Source organism: Streptococcus sp. k-163 (assembly GCF_013277555.1).
Taxonomy (GTDB): domain Bacteria; phylum Bacillota; class Bacilli; order Lactobacillales; family Streptococcaceae; genus Streptococcus.
In genome coordinates this window covers 1-25,524 of sequence record NZ_VMND01000017.1, presented here as the reverse complement: position 1 = coordinate 25,524, position 25,524 = coordinate 1, and the positions used below count along the sequence as shown (strand labels likewise).

The following is a 25,524-nucleotide window of genomic DNA, read 5'->3' as shown; positions in this document are numbered from 1 at the left end:
GTAAGGAATCTCCAAGAGGTAGATAAGTTAGAACTTGTGAGATAAGAACGAGAAAGGCAGATTAGACTTGTAGAGTCTTTTTTAGTCAATGAACTAGATAAAGAGTGATAGAAGGCATAAAATACTAATCCTAGAAATAGCATCTAGGATTCTACTATGCTACAATGGAAAGACAGTCTCAAAGAATTATAGTCAATCAATCTTGAGAATAGCTATTTTTAAAAGGAGTAACAGTCTATGAACGAGAAAACAAAAGCTTACCTAGCAGCCTTATCCTTTTCAGCCATCATTGGTTTTTCTTTTTTATTTACTAAGATTGCTTTGAGCTATGCCAGTCCTCTTACAAACTTAGCGCATCGCTATACAATCGCAGCTTTAGTAATGGTCGTTCTTCATCAAACCAAACTTATTAAAGTGAGTTTAAGTAGAAAAGATATTCTTTCTATTCTTCCTATGAGTCTTTTCTATCCGCTTTTATTTTTTATTTTTCAATCCTTTGCTTTACAGTATATATCGTCTTCTGAAGCTGGAATTTTACAGGCTCTTGTCCCGATTTTTACGCTCCTTTTAGCATCGGTCTTTCTCAAGGAAAAGACAAGCTTGCTGCAAAAGTTCTTTTTATTTTTATCCGTAGCAGGAGTAGTTTTCATCTTCCTTAGTAAAGGAGCTAACTTTGGTACTGAGACTGCTAGCTTTGGCTTTCTCTTGATGTTGGGATCTGTTCTCGCCAATGCAATAAACAATATTCTCAGCAAGTCCACAGGAGGTCGCTATCGGGCCATGGATATGACAGCTGTTGTGATATTTGTTGGCTTCGTCACCTTTAATACGCTGAGTCTGACCTCTCACTATCTGGAGGGGAACATATTAGCTTACTTTGCGCCACTTGGACAGGTGTCTTATTTGCTTTCAATTCTCTATTTGGGAATTCTAGCCTCTATCGTTACTGGTAGTCTCTCTATCTATGCTATTGTTCGACTTGGAGCATCAACCGTCAGTGTCTTTGGAAATCTTGGGACAGTTTTGACCATTCTAGCTGGAGCTCTTATCCTCCACGAACCAATTTATAGCTACCATGTAATCGGAGCAACTTTGATTATTGCTGGAATTTTAGGCATGAATCTGATGAGAAAAAAGTAAAGATTGCTGAGCAGTCTTTTTCTTAATCTAAATGATACAGAAAATTCAAAAATTTTAATGTAATTAAGTTTGGAAAACGATGATTTTAATATAGCATGATAAAATAGATAAAAAGAATAACACTAGGATAAAGAGGAGAGAGTGTAATAATGAAGCAAAATGATATAGCTGAAGCTATTGCTTTTTATAACAGAAAACCTGAGACTTTGGTACGTCACATTATACCAGTCGTAGATTGTGATTTGGTTGTTTATCATCGTCCTGGAAACACAAATAAAGGCCACATTATTTTTTATCATGGAGCTTGTGGCCGTAGTCAGATGTGGGCCCACCAGTATGATGCCTTTGAAGGATTTGACCTCTACTTTGTCAATGTGAGAGGACAGGGTGAATCACCTATGAAAGTTGGCCTACCCGACTTAGAAAGTGCTGTTCAAGATGTAGATGCTATTTTGTCCTATTTTCAGTTGGATAAGGTGATATTGGTTGGTCATTCTTGGGGAGGGAATCCACTTCAAGAGTACACCTATCGCCATCCAGAAAGAGTTCTAGCCTTGGTAATGGTAGATAGTTGGGGACAGCATCGTTACCTATCAGATAAAGAGAGAAATCGCATAAAATATAGTTCCCTTATGTACAAAACGATTCCTTGGAAGTTGATTGCAGATAAGAACTCAAAAATGTGTACAGATAATCCTATCACAAGAGAATTAGTCAAGACGTCCATTATAGAAACTGGGAGAGATGTTTTTTTGAACCTTGGAATCACAGGTTTTTTGGCTGTTCATGAGATAGAAGGTTATCATGGCAATCCTCCTATGCTATTAGTAAGAGGCGAAAACGATTTTCCCAAACACCTAAAAATGATCTACGATGGAATCATGGCCTTAAATCCCAATGCGCGTCAAGTAACGATTTCAGATAGCAAACACCAACCTATGAATGACCATCCTCAAGAGTTTAATCAGATAATTGGTGAATTCTTTGAAGAAGTAGTAGCTCTGTAAGATGAGATTTATCCAACTTGAGAAAATCACTGGAACGTGTTAAAATAAAGGATAAGGATTTTTAATAATTCATTATATAGAATGAGTGGATTTCTTTATGAAGAGGATTGAAGTATCTACAGAAATTGGTAGTCTCTCTGTTACTTATCAAAAGCAAAAGAAAGTGCTAGTTTGTTTAAGTGGCGCAGGTTTGCTACCAAGTTATGAAAATTTTTCACTTATACTTGAAAAACTTCCTCCTACAATTGGTTATTTGACAATTGATTTTCCGAACACAGGTAGGAGTCCGATTCATGACCAAGCTGGAAAAAATCTAGATAATCTTGCAGATGCGGTATATGAAGTACTTGAAGAATTAGGGATTTCTGAATATATACTTTGTGTACATAGTTTGAGTGGAATTTTAGCTTGCAAATTACTCAAGAAACCAATTAAGTGTCAGGCTTTAGTAGCAATTGAACCGACAACTAAAAACGTCATGTTTGCTGATTTTTCAGAAAATCCTTATCCAGAAATGGAAGAGCAGATGAGGCTGATTGACGAGTGTGGTCCTGAATTTTATTTTAAGAATTTAACTCAAGAGACATTTAGCCCTGAAATTAATAAAGAAATCTGGGAAATAATGCAAGAAAAAGGCTCAGAGTTGGAAAATCAAGATCCAGGATTTCAGATATCTGGAGAGATTACTGAGGAAGATTTTGAGAATTTGTCGATAGAATCTTATGTCCCTGTATTTATTTTTTGTCAGCCTTATAGAGAAAAAGAGTACAGAGAATCAGAATATCGGACTTCCAATACTAAACTCATTTTAGGAGGGAATCACCATTATTTACAATGGTCAGAATCAGAAAAAATTGTGATTATTATTCGAGAATTGTCCGAATAAGATGGATAGAAATAAAGTACAGGAGACAAGATGAACTACTTTAATGTTGGGAAAATCGTCAATACGCAAGGGTTGCAGGGTGAGATGCGAGTCTTGTCTGTGACGGATTTTGCAGAAGAACGGTTTAAAAAAGGTACTGAGTTGGCCTTGTTTGATGAAAAAGATCAGTTTGTTCAAACAGTGACTATCGCTAGCCACCGTAAACAGAAGAACTTTGACATTATCAAATTCAAAGATATGTACCATATCAACGCTATCGAAAAGTACAAGGGATACAGTCTCAAGGTTTCTGAGGAAGATTTAAACGATTTAGATGATGGTGAATTTTATTATCACGAGATTATCGGTTTGGAAGTCTATGAGGGTGATAATTTGATTGGAACCATCAAGGAAATCCTGCAACCAGGTGCTAACGATGTCTGGGTGGTCAAGCGAAAAGGCAAGCGTGATTTGTTATTGCCTTATATCCCACCAGTGGTTCTCAATGTTGATATTCCAAATAACCGCGTCGATGTGGAAATCTTAGAAGGGTTAGACGATGAAGATTGATATTTTAACCCTTTTTCCAGAGATGTTTTCTCCGCTAGAGCACTCAATCGTTGGAAAGGCACGTGAAAAAGGGCTCTTGGATATCCAGTATCATAATTTTCGAGAATATGCTGAAAAGGCCCGCCATGTCGACGATGAGCCCTACGGAGGCGGTCAAGGGATGTTGCTCCGAGCCCAACCCATTTTTGATGCCTTTGATGCTATTGAAAAGAAAAATCCGCGCGTTATTCTCCTCGATCCAGCTGGCAAGCAGTTTGATCAGGCTTATGCTGAGGATTTAGCCAAAGAAGAGGAACTGATCTTTATCTGTGGTCACTACGAGGGGTATGACGAGCGCATTAAGACCTTGGTGACAGATGAGATTTCCCTGGGTGACTATGTCTTGACTGGTGGAGAGTTGGCGGCTATGACCATGATTGATGCTGCGGTACGCCTGATTCCAGAAGTGATTGGCAAGGAGTCTAGCCACCAAGATGATAGTTTTTCTTCAGGCCTTCTCGAATACCCTCAGTACACACGGCCCTATGATTATCGTGGTATGGTTGTGCCGGATATTCTGATGAGCGGGCACCATGAAAAGATTCGTCAGTGGCGACTGTATGAGAGTTTAAAGAAAACCTACGAGCGCAGACCGGATTTGCTTGAACATTATCAACTGACAGCAGAAGAAGAAAAAATACTGGCAGAAATCAAAGAAATCAAAGAAAACAAAGAATAAAGGAGAAACCTATGCAAGTAATCAAACGTGATGGAGAAATTGCTGAATTTAATCCAGACAAGATTTACCAAGCTATCTTAAAGGCAGCCCAGACTGTCTATGTATTGACAGATGATTTACGTCAAAACCTTGCACAAGTCACTAAGAAAGTGGTTTTGGATTTGGAAGAAGCCAAGGTGGAACGTGCTACCATCAGCATGATTCAGTCTTTGGTTGAGCATCGTTTACTGGGTGCAGGTTACATTACCATTGCTGAACACTACATTTCCTATCGTTTACAACGTGATTTGGAAAGAAGTGGTTATGGAGATCATATCGCCGTTCATTTACATTTTGAACAAGTTCGCTAAGAAAAAAGAGTGGGATGAAGCAACTACATCTCACTCTTTCTTAAATCTATTTTTTTGAGCTGTTTGGACAGTTGAAGGGACAAATCGCAGGCGTTGAATATCGTTTATGCGGATAATACGGCTTACATTTTTAGCAAAATTTTTCACGATAATTTGCTGGCGTTGCTGATCGTATTTGATGATGTCACCTGTAAAGCTTGTCTCAGACAAGATAAGGTGAACAGCGGTTTGTTTCTGGATAGCCTCTTCAATAGTGGCTGTAAGGGAGTTGGTTTCAGTCTGGTCAGCTTGGTCATGTCCATTTAAAAAGTCATGTATTTTATCTAGAACTTGCTGGAATTTATGTCTCATAGTGGCCTCCCTTCTTTTATATCAATATTATATAAAATTTTCCTAAAATCTACAAGATTTTACGAATAAACTAATGAAAGCTAAAAAAGGAGAAGAAAATGGCAGAATTTACATTTGAAATCGAAGAGCACTTGTTGACTCTTTCTGAAAACGAAAAAGGTTGGACTAAGGAAATCAACCGTGTGAGCTTTAATGGTGCCCCTGCAAAGTTTGATATTCGTGCCTGGAGTCCAGATCATACTAAAATGGGCAAAGGGATTACTCTCTCCAATGAAGAATTTCAAACGATGGTGGATGCCTTTAAAGGTAACTAATACTTAATGAAAATCAAAGAGCAAACTAGGAAGCTAGCCGTAGGCAGTACTTGAGTACGGCAAGGCGAAGCTGACGTGGTTTGAATTTGATTTTCGAAGAGTATAAGTTTTCAAAATGAAAGAAAAGGATACTGAGTTATGACAACTCGATATCCTTTTTTAGTTAGTAAAGTAAGCCTGATTTTTAAGGCGTTGAAGTAATGGACGGCTAATAAAACTAATAGCAATAATTTTACCAAGATCTGGGATGATAAAGGGAAATACCCCCACAGCAAGAGCTTTTTCAAATGGCATTCCAGCTAGGAAATGCAATCCAATGATCCCACCAACAAAGACAAGTGTATCTCCTAAGAGATTTGCTAGAAAAATTCTGACAAAACCACTATCACTGTTAGTTAGAGAAGAGGTAAGTCCAGAATAAACAAGATAAAACCAAAGATAGCCTGCAGTAGGACCAATCAAAGCATGAAATCCAGCTCCACCTCCTGCAAAGACAGGAAGACCGATAGCACCTAGAAGAAGATAGAGTCCAACAGAAAGTACAGCCTCTCTCGGTCTAAAGACAGTAGCAATCAAGCCGATTGCAAAGTTCTGCAGAGTGAAGGGAACAGGTCCAATTGGAAGACTGATTTGTGCCAAAACAGCAATGAGAGCAGCCCCAATAGCAGGGATAGCATAAACGTGAGCTTTTTTCAAAATAGTTAACCTCTTTTCTGATGTATAGTAACTATTATACTCGTAGAGGAATCATTGTCAACCTATTTTTATAACAAAGGTAACAAAAACTGTAACGGCCGATTTTGCTTACTGGTTAAGTTGGATAATTTTTTTGTAGATTCGAAAATTGTCTTTATAGATAATCCCATTTTATCAAAAAATATACTATAAATACTTGACAAACTAAAAAATAAGTACTACAATTACAAATGTAAACGGATACATCTAGATATGTTCAATTTTAAAAGGAGGGGTAGTTATGAGATATTTTAACGACTCTAGATACCGTAACGGTGATTAAAAACCTAAATATAATCAATTCATATTAAAGTAATATGGAGGGATTAAAAAGGGACTATTATTTACTCTTCATCAAATATTTAAATTCAAGGAGAAGTAAAATGAAAAAAGAATTAATAAGAAAGCATCTGTTTTTCTAGTTGCAAGTTTTTTAAGTTTTGGATTTGCTACTACAGCTAGTGTCGTTAACGCAGTAACGGTACACCCTGCTCCAAGTCCCATTATTGATGTATGGGAATATGGTGTAAATGATAACTCTGGTTATTCGAATTACTTTGTTAGTTCTCCAGATAATATTGGATCAAAATCTTCAGTAACGAATTTTTGGGGAACAGTTAAAGCTCAGGATAAAAAAGATTATGGATGGGCATATTCAAGTGCTACAAAATCTTGGACCGATGTTCGATTAAATGCATATTGGGATTATTATAGATTTTAAAAATAATTTATGAAAACAAGAGACCCAATTATATAATAGGGTCTTTTGTAATATGGTAATTGCTTATGAAATTAAAATTATGTATCATTGGATTCTTCTTTTGTTTGATTGCTACAATTGGTCTGGTCACTATCAGCGATACCGAAATCCCCATACCTTTACCAATTGATGGTGCTTTTTCTATTCAAGGAAAAAGCAATCTTTCTAATAACGAAATATACGAAATGGTTCGTGACTTATCAAAAACGGAAAAGGTTACCATTTACAAGCCAATCGTTCAGAATTCTGGTCAGTTGAAGTATGTAAATTTTGATGATGTAGATAATGAACAATTAAAGTCAGCACCAATAATAGGGATGTATTACACACTTGGGAAAATGGATGTAGACAGTTTGAAACCACTTACGATGACTGGACTACAAACAGTATATATGGCTTATCCTTGGTATATAGGAGGAATATTACAATTCACAGGAACTTTAAGAATACTGTTAATGGGTTCAATTTACTTAACTTTATTAGTTGTGTTATTTGTTGTTAGGACGAGGCAGATCAAAGAAGGAGTGATACGACGTTCTTTGGGCCTGCCTGTATACGACCTTAGAAGAGAGTATGTCATTTCTATTATTTTTGAACTGATTATGATGGCTTTATTGATGATTTCTTACAGTTCTTTTTTGGGTAATGGTTTCTTCACCTATAGTTCTAAGTTATTTTTCTCTCTGCTTTTAACGAATTTTATACTATTTCAAATCATTGATCTTATTACTTTTGTTTTATTTTGGTTGACGATTCAGATTGAAAAGCCCATTGAAATTATCAAAAACAAGGCGAAAAATAAACTTATTTTTGTCGTATGGCTTGTCATCATTTCGATTATCATCCTTGTCTCAGGAATTTTTTTACAAGAAACAAAGAGTAGTCAATCTAGTATTAACATACAAATACAAAATTTAGTACCATGGGACACAGTAAAAGACTGGAGAAGGATTGAATTCCTTGGAATTGAAAGTAACTCTGCTAAAAATGGAGAAGTTAGTGATTCAGATGGTAAGTATCTACAGATAGTTGCTGCCTTAAAAAACTTAGATTTTTTATATATAGAACGATCTTCGGCATATGTTCCAGATTTCATGAAAACTTCACATGTTATAGAAAATTTTTCTAAACAATTAGAAAATGACGGGATAACGAATCCAGAAATAAATAAAGAGTTGATTTATATTAATCAAACAGGTGCTAACCTACAAAATAAAGTGAATGGAACAAACTATCATCTTTTAGATAATAAGATAGCAACCATCTATATTCCTGAGAAGTGGAAAGAAAACCAGAAATCTATTGAGAATACAGTTGTAGCAGAACAATTTATTGGAACAAACTATACAAAAGAACAGCTTGCAGTACAAATAATTCCTGATGGGGAAAAAATTTTTTATTTTAATGAGGATGCTGATAATAATCTTAAAATGAAAGATATTTTACCGCTGGCAAATGTAGCAGATAGCAAAGATAATATAGTTGTTGTTTTAGATACGGACAAAATGATGGAAAATAATAAGTTTTCTTTGGCTAGTAACATACTATATAAATCTCTTTTTAGTCCTGAAGCGGTAAAAAAAATAAATGAGATGACTGTCCCGTTGAATTTCTCAATGAATCCAGTAGATGTTTACCAAATTGTGAAATTAAAGATCCAATCCTTAGAGCACCAAATTCTACTATCACAAATCTTGCAGAAGATAATTTACAGTATTGTCTTTATACTCATTTATCAATATGTCCAACTTTATATTGCCCTAAAACAAAATGAATATGTGAAAAAAATTATTTTGGGTCTGTCAAAAACATATATAGCAATTTCAAGTCTCAAGTACTTTATGATGATTATTACAATGGTTATCCTATTTACATTTCTTATGACAGGGCAAATAGAGCTGCTATATATTGGTCTTGCTTCTATACTAGTTTTGATGCTGTCAATCATAATGAGTTTTAGAAAATTATCTGAAAGCTACACTAAAATTTTAAAAGGAGATGAAACATGACAATTGACCTTTTGAACGTTTCAAAAAGTTTCGGCTCAAAAAAGATCTTTACAGACTTAAATTTAAAATTTGAATCTGGAAAAAGTTATGCATTGATTGGAGGTTCTGGCTCTGGTAAAAGTACCCTTCTTAATATTATAGGAAGATTAGAAAAAATTGACAGTGGGAATGTTTTAGTTGATAAACAAGATATTTGGAAGATAAAAGAAAGAACTTTTTTTAAAAATACTGTTGGATATGTATTTCAGAATTATTCTTTAATAGATAACAAAACAGTATATGATAATTTGAAACTTATCACTAAAGACAAAAAAACAATAACTGATGTACTTGAAAAAGTAGGACTGTCAAGTGACTATTTACATCAAAAAATATACGAATTGTCTGGTGGGCAGGCTCAACGTGTAGCTATTGCCAGAATGTTAATGAAACCACGTAAAATTATTTTAGCAGATGAGCCTACAGGAGCTTTAGATGGTGAGATTGGAAAAGAAATCATTCGTTTATTATTAAATGAAAGAGACGAAGACAAATATGTTATAATAGCGACGCATGATCCAGCTGTCTATAACGAAGTTGATGTGATAATTGACATGAAAGATATAGGGTATAATGTATGAAAAAGATAATTTATATTGCTTTGATCTTTGTAGCTGGGTTACTTGCCTTCTTCTTTTTTGGAAAACAAATGATTACAAAAGAAAATATCAATAAGCCAACGGTAGAGTTAACAGTCTATACGCTTTCTGCTAGTGATACAGAAAAATGGAATAAAGTGAGACAAGTAGAAACGGAAGAGGCTATATACTTCATAACTGTGAAAGAAGCAGCGTCTTCAGAAGAAGTATTTTCAAACATCATTGCAAATGGAGCTGCTACGGGGTTCGGAGTTCGTGAAGAAGAAGTGAAGAAATTCAATAATGATTTAGGAGACACTATAGAGGACTCTAAGCATAATAAACTAATTGAAATAGAGTTTTTTACTTTTTCTGATGCTGACGAGGGATTTGTAGTAGCAAACTTTGACTACGGTAAAGAAGAGTTGAATTCTCAGAAAAAAGATATAAAAGAGTTATATAAAAAAATATATGAATCTTTTAAAGAAAAGAATAAATGATTGTATTATAATCCTTGTATTTTGCTATGGTTTGTTAATTGATTTTTTCATATCTCATTTCAACATACTATAAAATAAGACATAAGAAAGCGAGTATCTCCAACTACGGAAATACTCGCTTTTTGATATTTAGAAGTGTTTTTTGCTCTGCTTCTTTTGTTTCGATTAACGCATGGTTACAAATTCTTCGGATGCAGTTGGGTGAATCGCCACAGTTGCATCAAAGTCTGCCTTGGTTGCTCCCATTTTGATAGCAACAGCAAATCCTTGAATCATTTCATCAACACCGTAACCAATTCCATGAAGTCCGACAACTTTTTCTTCTGAACCAGCTGTGATCAATTTGAAACGTGTTTCTTGACGGTTGCCAGTGCAAGCAGAGTACATAGAAGTAAAGCTTGATTTGTAAACCTTGATTTGGTCTTGGCCGTATTCTTTAATAGCTTGCTCTTCTGTCAATCCAACAGTTCCGATAGCAGGGTGTGAAAAGACAACAGTTGGAATAGTTGAGTAGTCCATTTTTGCAGTAGTTTTTCCGTTAAAGAGACGTTCAGATAGGGTACGTCCAGCCTTGATAGCTACTGGAGTCAGTTCTTTCTCGCCCGTTACATCACCTAGAGCGTAGATTCCCTCAACAACAGTATTTTGGTATTCATCCACTTGGATAAAGCCACGTTCGTTCAGAGTTACTCCAGCTTTTTCAAGTTGCAAGCCCTTAACGTTTGGACGGCGACCAGTAGCCCAGATAACTTGGCTAGCTGTATGACTAGTACCATCTTCGAAATGAATGGTAATGCCTTCAGCAGTTTTTTCTAACTTGACAGGGACTTTGTGAGTATGAAGTGGCAAGTTTGTTCTTTCCATTTCCTTGACCAAACCTTCAACGATATAAGAATCAAAACCTCGTAAAGGACGATCACGGCGAACAAAGAGATCTGTCTTGACACCAAAAGTGTGGAGTACGCCAGCCAATTCAACGGCAATATAACCTGCGCCTAGAATAGCAACTGACTCTGGCAATTCTTCCCAAGCAAATACATCATCAGAAGAACCACCTAGCTCAGCACCAGGAATATTTGGAATACTTGGATGGGCACCAGTAGCAATCACGATATGTTTGGCGCGAATCAGTTCACCATTTACGCTGACAGTATGAGAATCTACAAATTCCGCATGACCTTCAATCAAGTCTACACCGTTGCGTTTAAAACTGCCATCATAAGAAGAACGAGCGCGATCAATGTAGGCTTCACGATTACGACGTAGGGTTGCAAAGTCAAAGTTAAGATCAGTAGTCTTAAAGCCGTAGTCTTGTCCAAATTGATGGAAAGTCTCAGCGATTTGCGCCCCGTACCACATGATTTTTTTAGGAACACAACCGACGTTGACGCAAGTTCCACCTAGTTTCTTTTCCTCAATAACGGCCGCTTTGGCTCCGTGTTCACCAGCACGGTTCATGGTAGCAATTCCTCCACTACCTCCACCGATAGCAATGATATCGTATTCTCTCATTGTAAACTCCTTTGTACTCTTCTAAATAGTAGAGTGTCATTTTTTGATAGTCATATTCTATCTTTTTTTTGATGTGATTGCAAAAATCTGCTACGTTCAAAAAAATTAAAGAAAAGGCTTGCAAAAAAGAAAAATAAAGTGTATTATATAACTAGTACAATGATTGTAAAATGAATTCCGAACAATAATTGAATCCTGAAATGTCATTATTTCGTTCTAAACGGTTATTGTTTATATTTGGTAATTTTTGTATAATATTGTTAAGGACTTTAAATCAAAAAGGAGTTTCATTATGAAAAAGAATAGTAAAGCTAAAAAGTGGCAATTGTATGCAGCAATCGGTGCTGCAAGTGTAGTTGTATTGGGTGCTGGAGGGATTTTACTCTTTAGACAACCATCTCAAACCGCTGTAAAAGATGAACCTACTCATCTTGTTGTTGCCAAGGAAGGAAGCGTGGCATCCTCTGTTTTATTGTCAGGGACAGTAACGGCAAAAAATGAACAATATGTTTATTTTGATGCTAGTAAGGGAGATTTAGATGAAATCCTTGTTTCTGTGGGTGATAAGGTCAGCGAAGGACAGGCTTTAGTCAAGTACAGTAGTTCAGAAGCCCAGGCGGCCTATGATTCAGCGAGCCGAGCAGTCGCTAAGGCAGACCGTCATATCAACGAACTCAATCAAGCACGAAATGAAGCCGCTTCAGCTCCCCAGTTACCAGCGCCAGCAGGAGGAGAAGGTGCAGCAGCCCAAACTCCAGCTCCAGTCTCAGGAAATTCAGTGTCATCTATTGATGCACAACTAGGTGATGCTCGTGATGCTCGTGCAGATGCAGCAGCACAATTAAGTAAGGCTCAAAGTCAGTTGGATGCAATGACGGTTCTCAGCACTCTAGAAGGAACTGTGGTCGAAGTCAACCGTAATGTTTCTAAATCTCCAACTGGAGCTAGCCAGGTGGTAGTTCATGTCGTTAGCAATGAAAACTTGCAAGTTAAGGGTGAACTATCTGAATACAACCTTGCCAACTTATCTGTAGGTCAAGAAGTAACCTTTACTTCTAAAGTTTATCAAGATAAAAGCTGGACTGGTAAGCTTAGCTATATTTCTGACTACCCTAAAAACAATGGCGAAGCAGCAAGTGCAGCTGCAGCAGCAGGCGGTAACTCTGGTTCTAAATATCCATATACCATCGATGTTACAAGTGAAATCGGTGATTTGAAACAAGGATTTTCAGTAAGTGTTGAGGTTAAGAATAAGAGTAAAGCTATTCTAGTTCCTTTAACAAGTGTTGTGACTGAAAATGATAAGAACTATGTCTGGGTACTTGACGAGCAGAAAAAGGCCAAGAAAGTGGAAGTTGGTTTGGGAAATGCTGATGCAGACAACCAAGAAATCACTTCAGGTTTGACAAATGGAGTCAAGGTCATCAGTAACCCAACGTCTTCTCTAGAGGAAGGAAAAGAGGTGAAGGCTGATGAAGCAACTAATTAGTCTAAAAAATATCTGCAGAAGCTACCGGAATGGTGACCAAGAGCTGCAGGTTCTCAAAAATATCAACCTAGAAGTGAATGAGGGTGAGTTTGTTGCCATAATGGGACCATCGGGTTCTGGTAAGTCTACTCTAATGAATACCATTGGCATGTTGGATACGCCAACCAGTGGAGAGTATTATCTTGAAGGCCAAGAAGTGGCTGGACTTGGTGAAAAACAACTAGCCAAGGTTCGTAACCAACAAATCGGATTTGTCTTTCAGCAGTTCTTTCTTCTATCTAAACTCAATGCTCTGCAAAATGTAGAATTGCCCTTGATTTACGCAGGAGTTTCGTCTTCAAAACGTCGTAAGTTGGCTGAGGAGTATTTAGACAAGGTTGAATTGACAGAACGTAGTCACCATTTGCCTTCGGAATTATCTGGAGGTCAAAAGCAACGTGTAGCTATCGCGCGTGCCTTGGTAAATAATCCTTCTATCATATTAGCGGACGAACCGACAGGAGCCTTGGATACTAAAACAGGTAACCAAATCATGCAACTATTAGTTGACTTGAATAAAGAAGGAAAAACCATTATCATGGTAACGCATGAGCCTGAAATCGCTGCTTATGCCAAACGCCAGATCGTCATTCGAGATGGAGTTATTTCGTCTGACAGTGCGCAGTTAGAAAAGGAGGAAAACTAAGATGCAGAATCTGAAATTTGCCTTTTCATCTATCATGGCACATAAGATGCGCTCTTTTCTCACAATGATTGGAATCATCATCGGTGTTTCATCAGTTGTTGTAATTATGGCTCTAGGTGATTCCATGTCTCGTCAAGTTAATAAAAACATGACCAAGTCACAGAAGAATATCCATGTCTTTTTCTCGCCTATCAAAAGTAAAGATGGTTCTTTTACACAAAAGCAATCAGCTTTGACAGTGTCTGGTAAAGAAGAGGATGTTCCTGTTGAACCACCAAAACCGCAAGAAGCTTGGGTCAAGGAGGCAGCAAAACTTAAGGGTGTGGACAGTTACTATGTAACCAACTCAACAAATACCACCCTATCCTATAAAGATAAAAAAGTGGAGCGCGCTAGCTTGACGGGTGGGAATATTACCTACATGAAGGCGGTTGAAAATGAAATTGTTGCAGGCCGAAGTCTCATAGCTCAGGATTATAAAGATGTGGCCAGTGTCATTTTACTAGACCAAGAACTTGCTAATAGTCTGTTTGGATCTGCTCAAGAAGCTGTTAACCAGGTTATAGATGTTGGTGGCTTTAGCTATCGTGTCATTGGTGTTTATACCAGCGATGAGGCCAAGACTGCCAAGACTTTTGGTATTGGTGGACTTCCGATTACGACTAATATCTCTCTTGCAAATAATTTCAATATGGATGAGATTTCTGATATTGTCTTCCGTGTTAATGATACCAGTTTGACACCAACTGTGGGACCAGAATTAGCTAGAAAATTGACCGAAATTGCTGGTATTCAGCAAGGGGAGTATCAGGTGGCAGATGCGACTGCAGCCTTCCAAGAAGTACAACAACTTTTTGGATTTATGACGACGGTTATTAGTGCCATCGCAGGAATTTCTCTCTTTGTTGGAGGGACTGGTGTTATGAACATCATGCTGGTTTCGGTGACAGAGCGTACTCGTGAGATTGGTCTCCGTAAGGCTTTGGGTGCGACACGTGCTAATATTTTAATCCAATTTTTGATTGAATCCATGATTTTGACCTTGTTAGGCGGAGTCATTGGTTTAACCATTGCGACAGGCTTAACCGCTATAGCGGGCATACTCTTGCAAGGATTGATTGCGGGTATAGAAGTAGGAGTGTCAATCCCGGTTGCCCTATTTAGTCTTGCAGTTTCGGCTAGCGTTGGTATGATTTTTGGAGTCTTGCCAGCCAACAAGGCATCTAAACTTGATCCAATTGAAGCCCTTCGATATGAGTAAGATCAACAAGATGGACACTTGTCTATCTTGTTTTTGTATGGATTTCTCTATCGAAAATCCTTAAAAATGTGATATAATGAAGTGTTAGAAAAACAGGTTTCATTTGCCTGGAAAGGAAAAATTATGTCTGAAAAGAATTTTTATATTACAACACCGATTTACTATCCATCTGGTAAACTTCATATTGGTTCTGCCTACACAACCATCGCTTGTGATGTCCTAGCTCGTTACAAACGCCTCATGGGCTACGATGTCTTTTATTTGACAGGTCTTGATGAGCATGGTCAAAAAATCCAGCAAAAAGCAGAAGAAGCTGGAATCACACCTCAAGCCTATGTTGATGGGATGGCAGTTGGAGTCAAAGAACTCTGGCAATTACTAGATATCTCATACGATAAATTCATCCGTACAACGGATGACTACCATGAAAAAGTTGTCGCACAGGTCTTTGAGCGCTTGCTTGCTCAAGATGACATCTATTTGGGTGAATACTCTGGCTGGTATTCAGTCTCAGATGAAGAATTCTTTACAGAAAGTCAGCTTGCGGAAGTTTTCCGTGACGAAGCTGGAAATGTGACTGGTGGAATCGCTCCATCAGGTCACGAGGTGGAATGGGTTTCTGAAGAATCATACTTCCTTCGTCTCAGCAAATACCAAGATCGTTTGGTAGAATTTTTCAAAGCTCATCCTGAATTTATCACTCCAGATGGTCGTCTGAATGAAATGCTTCGCAATTTTATCGAGCCAGGTTTAGAGGATTTGGCAGTTTCTCGTACAACCTTTACATGGGGAGTACCAGTCCCATCAAATCCAAAACACGTTGTCTACGTTTGGATTGATGCCCTTCTTAACTATGCGACAGCTCTTGGCTACGGTCAAGATGAACATGGTAACTTTGACAAGTTCTGGAATGGAACTGTCTTCCACATGGTTGGAAAAGACATCCTTCGATTCCACTCAATCTACTGGCCAATCCTTCTTATGATGTTGGATATCAAATTGCCAGATCGTTTGATTGCCCACGGTTGGTTTGTCATGAAAGACGGCAAGATGTCTAAGTCTAAAGGGAATGTCGTTTACCCTGAAATGTTGGTAGAGCGTTATGGACTAGATCCACTTCGTTACTACCTCATGCGTAGCCTTCCAGTTGGATCAGACGGAACCTTCACTCCTGAAGACTATGTAGGCCGTATCAACTATGAATTGGCTAATGACCTAGGAAACCTCCTCAACCGTACTGTTTCCATGATTAACAAGTATTTTGATGGTCAAATCCCTGCCTATGTAGAGGGTGTAACAGAGTTTGACAATGCTCTTGCTCAAGTAGCAGAACAATCAATTGCTGACTACCATACACACATGGAAGCAGTTGACTACCCACGTGCTTTAGAAGCAGTCTGGACTCTTATCTCTCGTACTAACAAATACATCGACGAGACAGCTCCATGGGTCTTGGCTAAGGATGAAGCTCTTCGTGACCAATTGGCAAGTGTCATGAGTCACTTGGCAGCTAGCCTTCGTGTCGTAGCTCACTTGATTGAACCATTTATGATGGAAACTAGTCGTGCAGTCTTGACTCAACTTGGTCTAGCAGAAGTTTCTAGCCTTGAAAACTTGAGCCTGGCAGATTTCCCTGCTGGTGTGACTGTTGTTGCCAAAGGAACACCAATCTTTCCACGCCTCGATATGGAAGAAGAAATCGCCTATATCAAGGAACAAATGGAAGGCAACAAACCAGCCGTCGAAAAAGAGTGGAACCCAGATGAAGTTGAACTCAAACTAAACAAGGAAGAAATCAAGTTTGAAGACTTTGACAAGGTCGAAATCCGTGTCGCAGAAGTCAAAGAAGTGTCTAAAGTAGAAGGTTCAGATAAGTTGCTTCAATTCCGCTTAGATGCTGGGGATGGAGAAGATCGTCAAATTCTTTCAGGAATTGCAAAATACTATCCAAATGAACAAGGATTGGTCGGCAAGAAAGTCCAAATTGTTGCTAACCTCAAACCTCGTAAAATGATGAAGAAATATGTCAGCCAAGGTATGATCCTATCAGCTGAACATGATGGACAATTAACCCTTCTCACAGTTGATCCAGCTGTACCAAACGGAAGTGTGATTGGGTAAAAATAGACAGGACTAGTTCATGCTAGTTCTGTTTTTTTATTTACACTCAATGAAAATCAAAGAGCAAACTAGGAAACTAGCCACAGATTGCTCAAAGCACTGCTTTGAGGTTGTAGATAAGACTGACGAAGTCAGTCACATATATACCCTAAGGCGACGCTGACGTGGTTTGAAGAGATTTTCGAAGAGTATTAACTATTATGCTTTACAAACTAGTGTGAAAGTGGTATATTATAGATGAAGCTACTAGTAGGTATTACAAAATAGATTAGAAGGGAGAAGGGATGAAAGAAACTCAACTATTAAAAGGTGTTCTTGAAGGTTGTGTCTTGGATATGATTGGTCAAAAAGAGCGATATGGTTATGAGTTGGTTCAGACTTTGCGAGAGGCCGGATTTGACACTATTGTTCCAGGAACTATTTATCCTTTGTTGCAAAAGTTAGAAAAAAATCAATGGATAAGAGGCGACATGCGCCCGTCGCCAGATGGTCCAGATCGGAAGTATTTTTCGTTAACTAAAGAAGGAGAAGAGCGTGTCTCAGTCTTTTGGCAACAATGGGACGATTTGAGTCAAAAAGTAGAAGGGATTAAGAATGGGGGTTAAACCATGAAGAAAATGAAGTATTATGAAGAAACAAGCGCTTTGCTGCATGAGTTTTCTGAGGAGAATCAGCAGTATTTTGAGGAACTGTGGGAGAGTTTTAATCTTGCTGGATTTCTCTATGATGAAGACTATCTCAGAGAGCAGATCTATTTGATGATGTTAGATTTCTCAGAAGCAGAACGAGATGGCATGAGTGCAGAGGAGTATCTAGGTAAGAATCCTAAAAAAATAATGAAAGAGATACTCAAGGAAGCACCACGCAGTTCTATCAAGGAGTCACTGTTGACGCCAACCCTTGTCCTAGTGGTATTACGTTATTATCAACTACTCGGTGATTTTTCGAAAGGCCCTCTCTTAACAGTTAATTTGCTCACATTTTTAGGGCAACTTCTTCTTTTTCTGATTGGATTTGGGCTTGTGGCTACAATCTTACGATGGAGTTTAGTCCAAGATTCTCCTAAAATGAAAATTGGCACCTATATTGTCGTTGGGATTCTTGTTCTGCTAGTCGTTCTAGGATATGTAGGAATGGGAAGTTTCATACAAGAAGGAGTCTTAAATCTTCCTGCTCCCTGGGATAGTTTCCTTATCTTTACGCTTTCTCTAGTCATCAGTATTTGGAATTGGAAAGAAGCGGTCTTTCGTCCCTTTGTCAGTATGATTATTGCCCATCTTGTGGTGGGTTCTCTGCTCCGTTATTATGAGTGGATGGGCATTTCAAATGTTTTTCTTACAAAAGTTATTCCTTTAGCAGTTTTCTTTGTTGGAATCTTTGTCTTGTTCCGTGGGTTTAAGAAGATAAAATGGAGTGAAATATAGTCAAAAAGCCGTTATAAAGCGGTTTTTTGTTATAATTAAATGAAGAATGTTAGAAATTAAAGGAGAAAAATTTGATGAGATATATAACTCTTGGTCAAGATGACAAAGAATTATCAGAAATTGTTCTCGGAATGATGAGAATAAAAGATAAGTCTGTCAAAGAAGTTGAAGAGCTTGTAGAAACAGCACTGTCTGTTGGAATCAATGCCTTTGACTTGGCTGATATATATGGTCGTGGTCGTTGTGAAGAACTGTTAGGTCTTGTCCTAAAAAATCGTCCAGATTTAAGAGAAAAGATGTGGATTCAGTCCAAATGTGGCATTCGCATTGAAGAATTTACCTATTTTGATTTTTCAAAAGAGTATATATTACAATCAGTTGATGGGATTTTAGAAAGATTGCAGGTTGATTATTTAGATAGCTTGCTCCTTCATCGACCAGATGCTTTGATGGAATCTGACCAAGTAGCAGAAGCCTTTGATCTTCTTTATAAACAAGGTAAGGTTCGAGATTTTGGAGTTTCTAATCAAAATCCTATGATGATGGAGTTTCTTAAAAAAGATGTCAAGCAGCCGTTAGCTGTTAATCAGCTACAATTGAGTGCGGCTTTTACTCCAGGATTCGAATCAGGTTTTCATGTTAATATGGAAGATAGTCAAGCAGCTATGCGAGATGGCAGCATTTTTGAATATTGCAAATTACACGATGTGGTTATTCAGGCCTGGTCAGTCTTGCAGTTCGGATATTTCAAAGGGAATTTTGTCGGCAATGAGAAGTTCCAACAACTAAACCAAGTCCTAAATCGATTAGCATTAAAATACAGTGTGAGCCCATCAGCTATTGCTATCGCTTGGGTGTTACGCTACCCAGCGAAAATGCAGGCAGTGGTAGGAACAACCAATCCTAAGCATTTAATAGAGGCAAGCCAAGCAAGTAAAGTCAATCTGACTCGAAAAGAATGGTATGAAATTTACATCGCTTCAGGGAATGATTTACCTTAGGAAAAAATGCATTTAAAGAAATCACAGTCAAAAAAACGTTGCAAAACGTTTTTTTGACTGTGATTATTCGTCTGTCTTGATTCGTTAGGTACGGTTCATTAACGGGTGATTATGCTTTAATACTCAATGAAAATCAAAAAGCAAACTAGGAAGCTAGCCGCAAGCTGCTCAAAACACTGTTTTGAGGTTGTAGATAAGACTGACGAAGTCAGTCACATATATACGGGAAGGCGACGCTGACGTGGTTTGAAGAGATTTTCGAAGAGTATAACTATTCTGGTTTACATACTATCAGGGAAGCAGTATCCCATAATTGACGGCACGCTAGTAGGTACTATAAAATGGACTAGAGTACATTTTTGATTGGGTATAAAACATCATAGAGAATAAAAATAGGTTAGGATTTTTTCTCCTAACCTATTTTTACATATAATAAACAATGGCAATGTACTGGAGGGCAGATGCTGCTAGGATAAAGAGATGCCAAATCATGTGGAAATAAGGTTTTTTCTTGGCGTAAAATCCAGCTCCAACTGTATAAGAGAGTCCGCCAGTGACCATGAGACTCCAGAAAATGGGTGTCGTTTGACTGATAATGGCAGGAATGATAGCCAGAACCAACCAGCCCATAATCAGGTAAAGAGCAAGGCTAAATTTCTCATTGACCTTTTTAGCAAAGATTTTATAGAGAATACCAAAGATGGTCGTTCCCCATTGAATGGCAATAATCAGATAGCCAAACCAGTTATTCATTAAGGTCAAGACGACGGGCGTGTATGAGCCTGCAATGGCAACATAAATCATAGAATGATCAATGATTCTCAAGACATATTTGTGGGTTGAACCATAGGCCATAGAGTGGTAAATGGTGGATGATAAAAACATGAGAAACAGACTGATAACGAAAATGGAAACGCCGATAGATGATAAAAATCCGTGTGTCTCATAACTATAGGTTGATGAAATGGGGAGTAAGATGAGCATTATGACTGCACCTACGGCATGGGTCACGCTATTAGCAATCTCCTCTCCAAAACTGAGTTGTTTGCTGAGCTTTAGGCTTGTATTCATTAGATTTCCTCCTCTTGAGTACGATGGGTTAAGGATAGAGTTTGATGATAGAGTTTAACGGTTTGGCAGCTGGTTTGGATAATGGGGTTAGCTGGGTCAATTCCTTGGTTCATGTAGTTTACAAAAGCATCGTAGAGTTGGTCTGAACTTGCTTGAGTTTGTAGAGTATTAAGTGTCTGGGCTATTTCTTGAATAGAAAATACAGACTTGAGGGTTGTGATAGCAATCAAACGGGCAATCTGTTGGCGTTGGTATTTTTTCTTGTCAGGCTTTGTCAGGTAACCATGTTTGACATAATTATTGACCATAGATGCTGTTAGGCCCTTGTCTTTATCAGGAGAAATAGGGGCGCAGACCTGATTGACATAGAGCAAAACCTGGTCCAGATAGAGGTCAATGTTTGGAATTTCTGCCCATTTTGGGTAGGAAAAGGTGGTTTTCATTTCCGACTCCTCTTTATCTAGTTTTAATAACTAGATTATAAAATAACAAAAACAAAAAGTCAAGTTTTAACTGCTTGTGAAAAGGCTTGAATTATGCTATGATGGGAGAAACTAGTCAGAAAAGAGGAGAAAAGATGGAGATTCGTTTAGCTTTTCCAAATGAAGTAGATGCCATTATGCAGGTGATGGAGGATGCTAAGAAATGTTTAGCAGCTGCTGGTAGTGACCAGTGGCAAAATGGTTATCCAGATGCTGATATTATTATTGAGGATATTATCTCAGGTCAAGCCTATGTGGCCTTGGAAGAGGGAGAACTGCTAGCCTATGCTGCTGTGACCAAGAGTCCAGAGGCAGCCTATGAAGCCATTTATGAAGGGAAATGGCAAGCTGGAGAGTCAGAGTACCTAGTCTTTCACCGTATTGCTGTGGCAGCAGATGTGCAGGGACAGGGGGGGGCTCAAACCTTTTTAGAGGGCTTGATTGAAGGTTTTGATTATCTAGATTTTCGCTCAGATACGCATGTTGCAAACAAGGCCATGCAGCATATATTTGAAAAACTGGGTTTTAAACAGGTTGGTAAGGTTCCAGTTGATGGCGAACGCTTGGCCTATCAAAAATTGAAGAAATAATGCAAAAGAAGTACATAAAAATGTTCTATTCTTCGCCGATTGGCTCCCTTTCTCTCGTAGCTGATGATCATTATTTGTATGGAATTTGGGTACAGGAGCAGAAGCATTTTGAGAGGGGGATAGGAGATGAAACGATAGAAGAAGTTGTTAGTCATCCCATTTTAGATCCAGTTATTGCTTGCTTAGATGCTTACTTTAAAGGCAAGCCTCAGGATTTATCCAACTTGCCCTTGGCTCCAATAGGAACGGATTTTGAAAAGAGAGTTTGGTCCTATTTACAGGGAATTCCTTATGGTCAGACAGTGACCTATGGGCAAATAGCCCAAGACCTGCAAGTTGCTTCTGCTCAAGCAATTGGTGGAGCGGTAGGACGCAATCCGTGGTCTATTCTAGTACCTTGTCATCGTGTGCTAGGAGCAGGAAAGCGTTTGACAGGTTATGCTGCAGGAGTGGAAAAGAAAGCTTGGCTCTTGGATCATGAAGGCGTAGATTTTAAAGATATAAACAATAGAAAGTGAAAGACATGTTAGAATTTATCGAATACCCAAAATGTTCAACTTGTAAAAAAGCAAAGCAAGAATTAAACCAACTCGGTGTGGACTATAAAGCCGTTCATATCGTCGAAGAAACACCCAGCCAAGAAGTCATTTTAAACTGGTTAGAGACTTCAGGTTTCGAGTTGAAGCAATTTTTCAACACTAGTGGGATCAAATACCGTGAATTGGGGCTAAAAGATAAGGTAGGAAGTCTGTCAAATCAAGAAGCGGCTGAGTTGCTAGCAAGCGACGGTATGTTGTTAAAACGGCCGATTTTAGTAGAAAATGGAACTGTTAAGCAAATTGGTTATCGAAAATCTTATGAAGAATTGGGACTGAAATAGTTTTTACTTATCTCTTTGATAGATAAAATATATAACCTCCCTGTTTCAAAGTATGATAAACTAGTAGGTAGACAAAGTCTGTATCTGACCGTAGCAAATAATTTCATTGACGGCAGAAGTATGGTAGAATGAATCATTATCAGGAGAGGATGTTTTTATGAATGTTACAACGATTTTAGCATCAGATTGGTACCAAAACTTGATGCAATTGATTCCAGATGGCAAGCTTTTTAGCCTGCGTTCGGTCTTTGATGGAATCCCGAGAATTGTCCAACAACTTCCAACAACGATTATGTTGACAATTGGTGGTGCCCTTTTTGGCTTGGTTTTGGCGCTTCTTTTTGCCATTGTGAAAATCAATCGTGTCAAGATTTTATATCCCTTGCAGGCTTTCTTTGTTAGTTTCTTAAAAGGGACACCGATTTTGGTGCAACTCATGTTGACCTACTACGGAATCCCTTTGGCTTTGAAAGCCCTCAATCAGCAATGGGGTACTGGTTTCAATATCAATGCGATTCCAGCTGCTGTTTTTGCGATTGTAGCCTTTGCCTTTAATGAAGCATCTTATGCTAGTGAAACCATTCGTGCAGCCATTCTCTCAGTTAATCCTGGTGAGATTGAGGCGGCACGCAGTCTGGGTATGACCCGAGCGCAAGTTTATCGACGAGTGATTATTCCAAATGCAGCGGTGGTAGCTACTCCAACATTAATTAACTCCCTCATCGGCTTGACCAAGGGAACTTCCCTAGCCTTCAGTGCGGGTGTTGTGGAAGTCTTTGCCCAAGCTCAGATTTTGGGTGGTGCCGATTATCGTTACTTTGAGCGATTCATCTCTGTAGCCCTTGTTTATTGGGTAGTCAATATCGGAATTGAAAGCTTCGGTCGTTTCATCGAGAGAAAAATGGCTATTTCTGCACCCGATACAGTGCAAACAGATGTGAAAGGAGACCTTCGTTAATGATTAAGATTTCGAATTTAAGCAAATCCTTTTCAGGACAGACTGTCTTGGATCATCTGGACTTGGATATTCAAAAAGGGGAAGTCGTAGCCTTGATTGGTTCTTCAGGAGCTGGAAAATCAACCTTCCTTCGCAGTCTCAATTATCTTGAAACACCTGACAGTGGCTCTATTCAGATTGATGATTTTTCAGTTGATTTTTCTAAAATCACTCAAGAAGAAATCCTTGCCCTACGTCGTAAGCTGTCTATGGTTTTCCAACAGTTTAATTTGTTTGAACGCCGCACAGCGCTTGATAATGTGAAAGAAGGCTTGGTTGTTGTCAAGAAATTATCTGACCAAGAAGCGACTAAGATTGCCAAGGAAGAGTTGGCTAAGGTTGGGCTTTCTGACCGTGAAAACCATTACCCTCGCCATTTATCAGGTGGACAAAAGCAACGTGTTGCCCTAGCGCGTGCGCTTGCTATGAAACCAGATGTTTTGCTCTTAGACGAACCAACTTCAGCCCTTGACCCAGAATTGGTCGGTGAAGTAGAAAAGTCTATTGCAGATGCTGCTAAGTCAGGTCAAACCATGATTTTGGTCAGTCATGACATGTCCTTTGTAGCCCAAGTAGCTGATAAGATTCTCTTCCTAGATAAGGGGAAAATTATCGAATCTGGAACACCGGATGAGATTATCCACCATCCGAAAGAAGAGCGGACAAAAGAATTCTTCGCTAGTTACAAACGGACTTATATTTGATATAATAGATAGAGAAAAACTCAGTTAGCTGGACTAGCTGAGTTTACTCTTTAAAAAAGATAGAAATGAGAGAAATCATGCTACTGCAACTATTTTCTTTATATTTCGAGAGTTTGATCTTGACCACCATCCTCGTCCTGATTTTTTTAGGGATTTGGATTGGACTAAGAGCCATGTCGGGAGTTGATAAGACAGCCAAGGCTCGTCAAGCCCATCTCTATGATATGATTATGATTGGAGTTTTGGTTGTTCCAGTATTATCCTTTGCGGTTATGAGCTTAATTCTTGTTTTCAAGGCATAATCCTTGCTTGATTGACAAGAAAGAGTTAGAATAAAGATAGTTACAACAAGAAAGAAGGAATCTATATGTACGATACTATTATTATCGGTGCTGGACCTGCAGGGATGACTGCAGCCTTGTATGCTGCTCGCAGCAATCTGAAAGTAGCCTTGATTGAAGGCGGTCTGCCAGGTGGTCAGATGAATAATACCTCTGATATCGAAAATTACCCAGGATATGCTAATATTAGTGGGCCTGAATTGGCTGAAAAGATGTTTGAACCACTTGAAAATCTTGGTGTTGAGCACATTTATGGTTATGTTGAAAATGTAGAAGACCATGGTGATTTTAAGAAAGTGATTACTGATGACCAAACATATGAAACTCGTACCGTTATCGTAGCGACTGGTTCAAAACACCGTCCTTTGGGAGTGCCTGGAGAAGAAGAACTGAACAGTCGTGGTGTTTCCTACTGTGCCGTATGTGATGGTGCTTTCTTCCGTGACCAAGATTTGTTGGTAGTTGGTGGTGGAGATTCAGCTGTCGAAGAAGCTATCTTCTTGACTCGCTTTGCCAAGACTGTTACCATTGTTCACCGTCGTGACCAACTTCGTGCTCAAAAGGTTTTACAAGACCGCGCCTTTGCGAATGAGAAAATCAGCTTTATCTGGGATTCTGTAGTCAAGGAAATCAAGGGTGAAAACAGAGTAGAATCTGTCGTATTTGAAAATGTGAAAACAGGTCAAGTGACAGAACAAACCTTCGGTGGCGTCTTTATCTATGTTGGATTGGACCCTCTTAGCGATTTTGTTAAAGAATTGAATATCCAAGATCAGGCAGGCTGGATTGTGACAGATAATCACATGAAAACTGCAGTTGACGGTATTTTTGCAGTTGGAGATGTTCGCTTGAAAGAGCTTCGTCAAGTAACAACAGCAGTTGGAGATGGAGCTATCGCTGGTCAAGAAGCTTACAAGTTTATCACAGAATATAGTTAATCATAAAAACGCATAGTATCAGATTTACAATGAACTGCACCCCAAAAGTTAGACAGAAAAAATCTAACTTTTGGGTGTTTTTATTATGAAAT

At 38.5% G+C, this 25,524-nt stretch carries 30 protein-coding genes; 25 read left to right on the top strand and 5 right to left on the bottom strand.

Annotated features, from left to right (window positions below; translation table 11 throughout):
* Positions 1–237: 237 nt before the first annotated feature.
* From HT731_RS07135 to HT731_RS07110, 6 genes are all read left to right on the top strand, one after another.
* Positions 238–1,140, top strand: coding sequence for a DMT family transporter (locus tag HT731_RS07135; protein WP_173278296.1), 903 nt, complete (start codon positions 238–240; stop codon positions 1,138–1,140).
* 149 nt (positions 1,141–1,289) lie between these two features.
* On the top strand, positions 1,290–2,147 hold the full coding sequence (locus HT731_RS07130) for an alpha/beta hydrolase (RefSeq protein ID WP_173278294.1): 858 nt from the start codon (positions 1,290–1,292) through the stop codon (positions 2,145–2,147).
* Positions 2,148–2,244: 97 nt separating this feature from the next.
* Positions 2,245–3,033, top strand: coding sequence for an alpha/beta hydrolase (locus HT731_RS07125; protein WP_173278292.1), 789 nt, complete (start codon positions 2,245–2,247; stop codon positions 3,031–3,033).
* Positions 3,034–3,063: 30 nt separating this feature from the next.
* A complete protein-coding gene (gene rimM, locus HT731_RS07120; RefSeq protein WP_173278290.1) occupies positions 3,064–3,582 on the top strand; it encodes a ribosome maturation factor RimM in 519 nt (172 codons plus the stop codon).
* A complete protein-coding gene (trmD, locus tag HT731_RS07115) occupies positions 3,572–4,300 on the top strand; it encodes a tRNA (guanosine(37)-N1)-methyltransferase TrmD (protein WP_173278289.1) in 729 nt (242 codons plus the stop codon). Before rimM ends, trmD begins: the two co-directional genes overlap by 11 nt.
* An 11-nt stretch (positions 4,301–4,311) precedes the next feature.
* Entirely contained in the window at positions 4,312–4,650 is a 339-nt protein-coding gene (locus tag HT731_RS07110) for an ATP cone domain-containing protein (RefSeq protein WP_001196039.1), read from the top strand.
* A 30-nt stretch (positions 4,651–4,680) separates the two neighbouring features.
* Here the strand turns inward: HT731_RS07110 and HT731_RS07105 are convergent, their stop codons facing one another.
* Entirely contained in the window at positions 4,681–5,001 is a 321-nt protein-coding gene (locus HT731_RS07105) for a hypothetical protein (RefSeq protein ID WP_173278287.1), read from the bottom strand.
* Positions 5,002–5,099: 98 nt separating this feature from the next.
* Between HT731_RS07105 and HT731_RS07100 the strand changes: the two genes are divergently transcribed.
* On the top strand, positions 5,100–5,315 hold the full coding sequence (locus HT731_RS07100) for a YdbC family protein (protein WP_000807422.1): 216 nt from the start codon (positions 5,100–5,102) through the stop codon (positions 5,313–5,315).
* A 159-nt stretch (positions 5,316–5,474) separates the two neighbouring features.
* On the opposite strand, the gene HT731_RS07095 is transcribed toward HT731_RS07100, so the two are convergent.
* Positions 5,475–6,011: a biotin transporter BioY gene (locus HT731_RS07095; RefSeq protein WP_033688590.1), complete on the bottom strand. Its 537-nt coding sequence runs from the start codon at positions 6,009–6,011 to the stop codon at positions 5,475–5,477.
* Between the two features lie 433 nt (positions 6,012–6,444).
* Between HT731_RS07095 and HT731_RS09560 the strand changes: the two genes are divergently transcribed.
* The 4 genes from HT731_RS09560 to HT731_RS07080 all read left to right on the top strand — a co-directional run bounded on the left by HT731_RS09560 (position 6,445) and on the right by HT731_RS07080 (position 9,936).
* Positions 6,445–6,771 (top strand): hypothetical protein, encoded by a 327-nt coding sequence (locus HT731_RS09560; protein ID WP_080978033.1) that lies wholly within the window; start codon positions 6,445–6,447, stop codon positions 6,769–6,771.
* A 65-nt stretch (positions 6,772–6,836) separates the two neighbouring features.
* Entirely contained in the window at positions 6,837–8,819 is a 1,983-nt protein-coding gene (locus HT731_RS07090; protein WP_049550890.1) for a hypothetical protein, read from the top strand.
* Positions 8,816–9,439, top strand: coding sequence for an ATP-binding cassette domain-containing protein (locus HT731_RS07085; RefSeq protein WP_049550889.1), 624 nt, complete (start codon positions 8,816–8,818; stop codon positions 9,437–9,439). Before HT731_RS07090 ends, HT731_RS07085 begins: the two co-directional genes overlap by 4 nt.
* Positions 9,436–9,936: a hypothetical protein gene (locus tag HT731_RS07080; protein WP_000721118.1), complete on the top strand. Its 501-nt coding sequence runs from the start codon at positions 9,436–9,438 to the stop codon at positions 9,934–9,936. Before HT731_RS07085 ends, HT731_RS07080 begins: the two co-directional genes overlap by 4 nt.
* A gap of 165 nt (positions 9,937–10,101) precedes the next feature.
* Here HT731_RS07080 and gor read toward each other — a convergent pair whose 3' ends face one another.
* Positions 10,102–11,448: a glutathione-disulfide reductase gene (gene gor / locus HT731_RS07075; RefSeq protein WP_001209602.1), complete on the bottom strand. Its 1,347-nt coding sequence runs from the start codon at positions 11,446–11,448 to the stop codon at positions 10,102–10,104.
* Positions 11,449–11,737: 289 nt separating this feature from the next.
* On the opposite strand from gor, the gene HT731_RS07070 reads away from it, so the two are divergent.
* The 7 genes from HT731_RS07070 (at position 11,738) to HT731_RS07040 (ending at position 19,429) form a co-directional block, all read left to right on the top strand.
* The gene (locus HT731_RS07070; RefSeq protein WP_025171703.1) at positions 11,738–12,937 is read left to right on the top strand and encodes an efflux RND transporter periplasmic adaptor subunit; all 1,200 of its coding nucleotides are present in this window, start codon (positions 11,738–11,740) and stop codon (positions 12,935–12,937) included.
* On the top strand, positions 12,921–13,622 hold the full coding sequence (locus tag HT731_RS07065; protein ID WP_000811474.1) for an ABC transporter ATP-binding protein: 702 nt from the start codon (positions 12,921–12,923) through the stop codon (positions 13,620–13,622). The genes HT731_RS07070 and HT731_RS07065 overlap by 17 nt, the downstream gene beginning before the upstream one ends.
* 1 nt (position 13,623) lies before the next feature.
* Positions 13,624–14,883, top strand: a complete 1,260-nt coding sequence (locus HT731_RS07060) for an ABC transporter permease (RefSeq protein WP_001180404.1) — start codon at positions 13,624–13,626, stop codon at positions 14,881–14,883.
* Positions 14,884–15,006: 123 nt separating this feature from the next.
* Positions 15,007–17,004: a methionine--tRNA ligase gene (gene metG, locus HT731_RS07055; protein ID WP_173278285.1), complete on the top strand. Its 1,998-nt coding sequence runs from the start codon at positions 15,007–15,009 to the stop codon at positions 17,002–17,004.
* Between the two features lie 284 nt (positions 17,005–17,288).
* The gene (locus HT731_RS07050; RefSeq protein ID WP_000665422.1) at positions 17,289–17,609 is read left to right on the top strand and encodes a PadR family transcriptional regulator; all 321 of its coding nucleotides are present in this window, start codon (positions 17,289–17,291) and stop codon (positions 17,607–17,609) included.
* A 3-nt stretch (positions 17,610–17,612) separates the two neighbouring features.
* Positions 17,613–18,428 (top strand): hypothetical protein, encoded by an 816-nt coding sequence (locus HT731_RS07045; protein ID WP_173278283.1) that lies wholly within the window; start codon positions 17,613–17,615, stop codon positions 18,426–18,428.
* A 74-nt stretch (positions 18,429–18,502) separates the two neighbouring features.
* Positions 18,503–19,429, top strand: a complete 927-nt coding sequence (locus HT731_RS07040) for an aldo/keto reductase (protein ID WP_173278281.1) — start codon at positions 18,503–18,505, stop codon at positions 19,427–19,429.
* Between the two features lie 423 nt (positions 19,430–19,852).
* Here HT731_RS07040 and HT731_RS07035 read toward each other — a convergent pair whose 3' ends face one another.
* Positions 19,853–20,500 carry a hemolysin III family protein gene (locus tag HT731_RS07035; protein ID WP_049511340.1) on the bottom strand — a complete coding sequence of 216 codons (648 nt, stop codon included), beginning with the start codon at positions 20,498–20,500 and terminating at the stop codon, positions 19,853–19,855.
* Positions 20,500–20,943, bottom strand: a complete 444-nt coding sequence (locus HT731_RS07030; RefSeq protein WP_173278279.1) for a DUF1836 domain-containing protein — start codon at positions 20,941–20,943, stop codon at positions 20,500–20,502. Before HT731_RS07030 ends, HT731_RS07035 begins: the two co-directional genes overlap by 1 nt.
* Before the next feature lie 134 nt (positions 20,944–21,077).
* Between HT731_RS07030 and HT731_RS07025 the strand changes: the two genes are divergently transcribed.
* The 7 genes from HT731_RS07025 (at position 21,078) to trxB (ending at position 25,432) form a co-directional block, all read left to right on the top strand.
* Positions 21,078–21,572: a GNAT family N-acetyltransferase gene (locus HT731_RS07025; RefSeq protein WP_173278277.1), complete on the top strand. Its 495-nt coding sequence runs from the start codon at positions 21,078–21,080 to the stop codon at positions 21,570–21,572.
* Positions 21,572–22,090, top strand: a complete 519-nt coding sequence (locus HT731_RS07020) for a methylated-DNA--[protein]-cysteine S-methyltransferase (RefSeq protein ID WP_173278275.1) — start codon at positions 21,572–21,574, stop codon at positions 22,088–22,090. The genes HT731_RS07025 and HT731_RS07020 overlap by 1 nt, the downstream gene beginning before the upstream one ends.
* 5 nt (positions 22,091–22,095) lie before the next feature.
* Positions 22,096–22,452, top strand: coding sequence for an arsenate reductase family protein (locus HT731_RS07015; protein WP_000889093.1), 357 nt, complete (start codon positions 22,096–22,098; stop codon positions 22,450–22,452).
* Positions 22,453–22,609: 157 nt separating this feature from the next.
* Positions 22,610–23,410 carry an amino acid ABC transporter permease gene (locus HT731_RS07010; RefSeq protein WP_173278273.1) on the top strand — a complete coding sequence of 267 codons (801 nt, stop codon included), beginning with the start codon at positions 22,610–22,612 and terminating at the stop codon, positions 23,408–23,410.
* On the top strand, positions 23,410–24,153 hold the full coding sequence (locus HT731_RS07005) for an amino acid ABC transporter ATP-binding protein (protein WP_000590965.1): 744 nt from the start codon (positions 23,410–23,412) through the stop codon (positions 24,151–24,153). The genes HT731_RS07010 and HT731_RS07005 overlap by 1 nt, the downstream gene beginning before the upstream one ends.
* Before the next feature lie 77 nt (positions 24,154–24,230).
* Positions 24,231–24,455 (top strand): DUF4059 family protein, encoded by a 225-nt coding sequence (locus HT731_RS07000; RefSeq protein WP_000926599.1) that lies wholly within the window; start codon positions 24,231–24,233, stop codon positions 24,453–24,455.
* A 65-nt stretch (positions 24,456–24,520) separates the two neighbouring features.
* Positions 24,521–25,432 carry a thioredoxin-disulfide reductase gene (gene trxB, locus HT731_RS06995; RefSeq protein WP_173278272.1) on the top strand — a complete coding sequence of 304 codons (912 nt, stop codon included), beginning with the start codon at positions 24,521–24,523 and terminating at the stop codon, positions 25,430–25,432.
* Positions 25,433–25,524 lie beyond the last annotated feature (92 nt).

Coding starts and splice junctions, on each gene's coding strand:
- HT731_RS07135 (WP_173278296.1), top strand. CDS start 238: ATGAACGAGAAAACAAAAGCTTACCTAGCAGCCTTATCCTTTTCAGCC.
- HT731_RS07130 (WP_173278294.1), top strand. CDS start 1,290: ATGAAGCAAAATGATATAGCTGAAGCTATTGCTTTTTATAACAGAAAA.
- HT731_RS07125 (WP_173278292.1), top strand. CDS start 2,245: ATGAAGAGGATTGAAGTATCTACAGAAATTGGTAGTCTCTCTGTTACT.
- rimM (WP_173278290.1), top strand. CDS start 3,064: ATGAACTACTTTAATGTTGGGAAAATCGTCAATACGCAAGGGTTGCAG.
- trmD (WP_173278289.1), top strand. CDS start 3,572: ATGAAGATTGATATTTTAACCCTTTTTCCAGAGATGTTTTCTCCGCTA.
- HT731_RS07110 (WP_001196039.1), top strand. CDS start 4,312: ATGCAAGTAATCAAACGTGATGGAGAAATTGCTGAATTTAATCCAGAC.
- HT731_RS07105 (WP_173278287.1), bottom strand. CDS start 5,001: ATGAGACATAAATTCCAGCAAGTTCTAGATAAAATACATGACTTTTTA.
- HT731_RS07100 (WP_000807422.1), top strand. CDS start 5,100: ATGGCAGAATTTACATTTGAAATCGAAGAGCACTTGTTGACTCTTTCT.
- HT731_RS07090 (WP_049550890.1), top strand. CDS start 6,837: ATGAAATTAAAATTATGTATCATTGGATTCTTCTTTTGTTTGATTGCT.
- HT731_RS07085 (WP_049550889.1), top strand. CDS start 8,816: ATGACAATTGACCTTTTGAACGTTTCAAAAAGTTTCGGCTCAAAAAAG.
- HT731_RS07080 (WP_000721118.1), top strand. CDS start 9,436: ATGAAAAAGATAATTTATATTGCTTTGATCTTTGTAGCTGGGTTACTT.
- gor (WP_001209602.1), bottom strand. CDS start 11,448: ATGAGAGAATACGATATCATTGCTATCGGTGGAGGTAGTGGAGGAATT.
- HT731_RS07065 (WP_000811474.1), top strand. CDS start 12,921: ATGAAGCAACTAATTAGTCTAAAAAATATCTGCAGAAGCTACCGGAAT.
- HT731_RS07060 (WP_001180404.1), top strand. CDS start 13,624: ATGCAGAATCTGAAATTTGCCTTTTCATCTATCATGGCACATAAGATG.
- metG (WP_173278285.1), top strand. CDS start 15,007: ATGTCTGAAAAGAATTTTTATATTACAACACCGATTTACTATCCATCT.
- HT731_RS07050 (WP_000665422.1), top strand. CDS start 17,289: ATGAAAGAAACTCAACTATTAAAAGGTGTTCTTGAAGGTTGTGTCTTG.
- HT731_RS07045 (WP_173278283.1), top strand. CDS start 17,613: ATGAAGAAAATGAAGTATTATGAAGAAACAAGCGCTTTGCTGCATGAG.
- HT731_RS07040 (WP_173278281.1), top strand. CDS start 18,503: ATGAGATATATAACTCTTGGTCAAGATGACAAAGAATTATCAGAAATT.
- HT731_RS07035 (WP_049511340.1), bottom strand. CDS start 20,500: ATGAATACAAGCCTAAAGCTCAGCAAACAACTCAGTTTTGGAGAGGAG.
- HT731_RS07030 (WP_173278279.1), bottom strand. CDS start 20,943: ATGAAAACCACCTTTTCCTACCCAAAATGGGCAGAAATTCCAAACATT.
- HT731_RS07025 (WP_173278277.1), top strand. CDS start 21,078: ATGGAGATTCGTTTAGCTTTTCCAAATGAAGTAGATGCCATTATGCAG.
- HT731_RS07020 (WP_173278275.1), top strand. CDS start 21,572: ATGCAAAAGAAGTACATAAAAATGTTCTATTCTTCGCCGATTGGCTCC.
- HT731_RS07015 (WP_000889093.1), top strand. CDS start 22,096: ATGTTAGAATTTATCGAATACCCAAAATGTTCAACTTGTAAAAAAGCA.
- HT731_RS07010 (WP_173278273.1), top strand. CDS start 22,610: ATGAATGTTACAACGATTTTAGCATCAGATTGGTACCAAAACTTGATG.
- HT731_RS07005 (WP_000590965.1), top strand. CDS start 23,410: ATGATTAAGATTTCGAATTTAAGCAAATCCTTTTCAGGACAGACTGTC.
- HT731_RS07000 (WP_000926599.1), top strand. CDS start 24,231: ATGCTACTGCAACTATTTTCTTTATATTTCGAGAGTTTGATCTTGACC.
- trxB (WP_173278272.1), top strand. CDS start 24,521: ATGTACGATACTATTATTATCGGTGCTGGACCTGCAGGGATGACTGCA.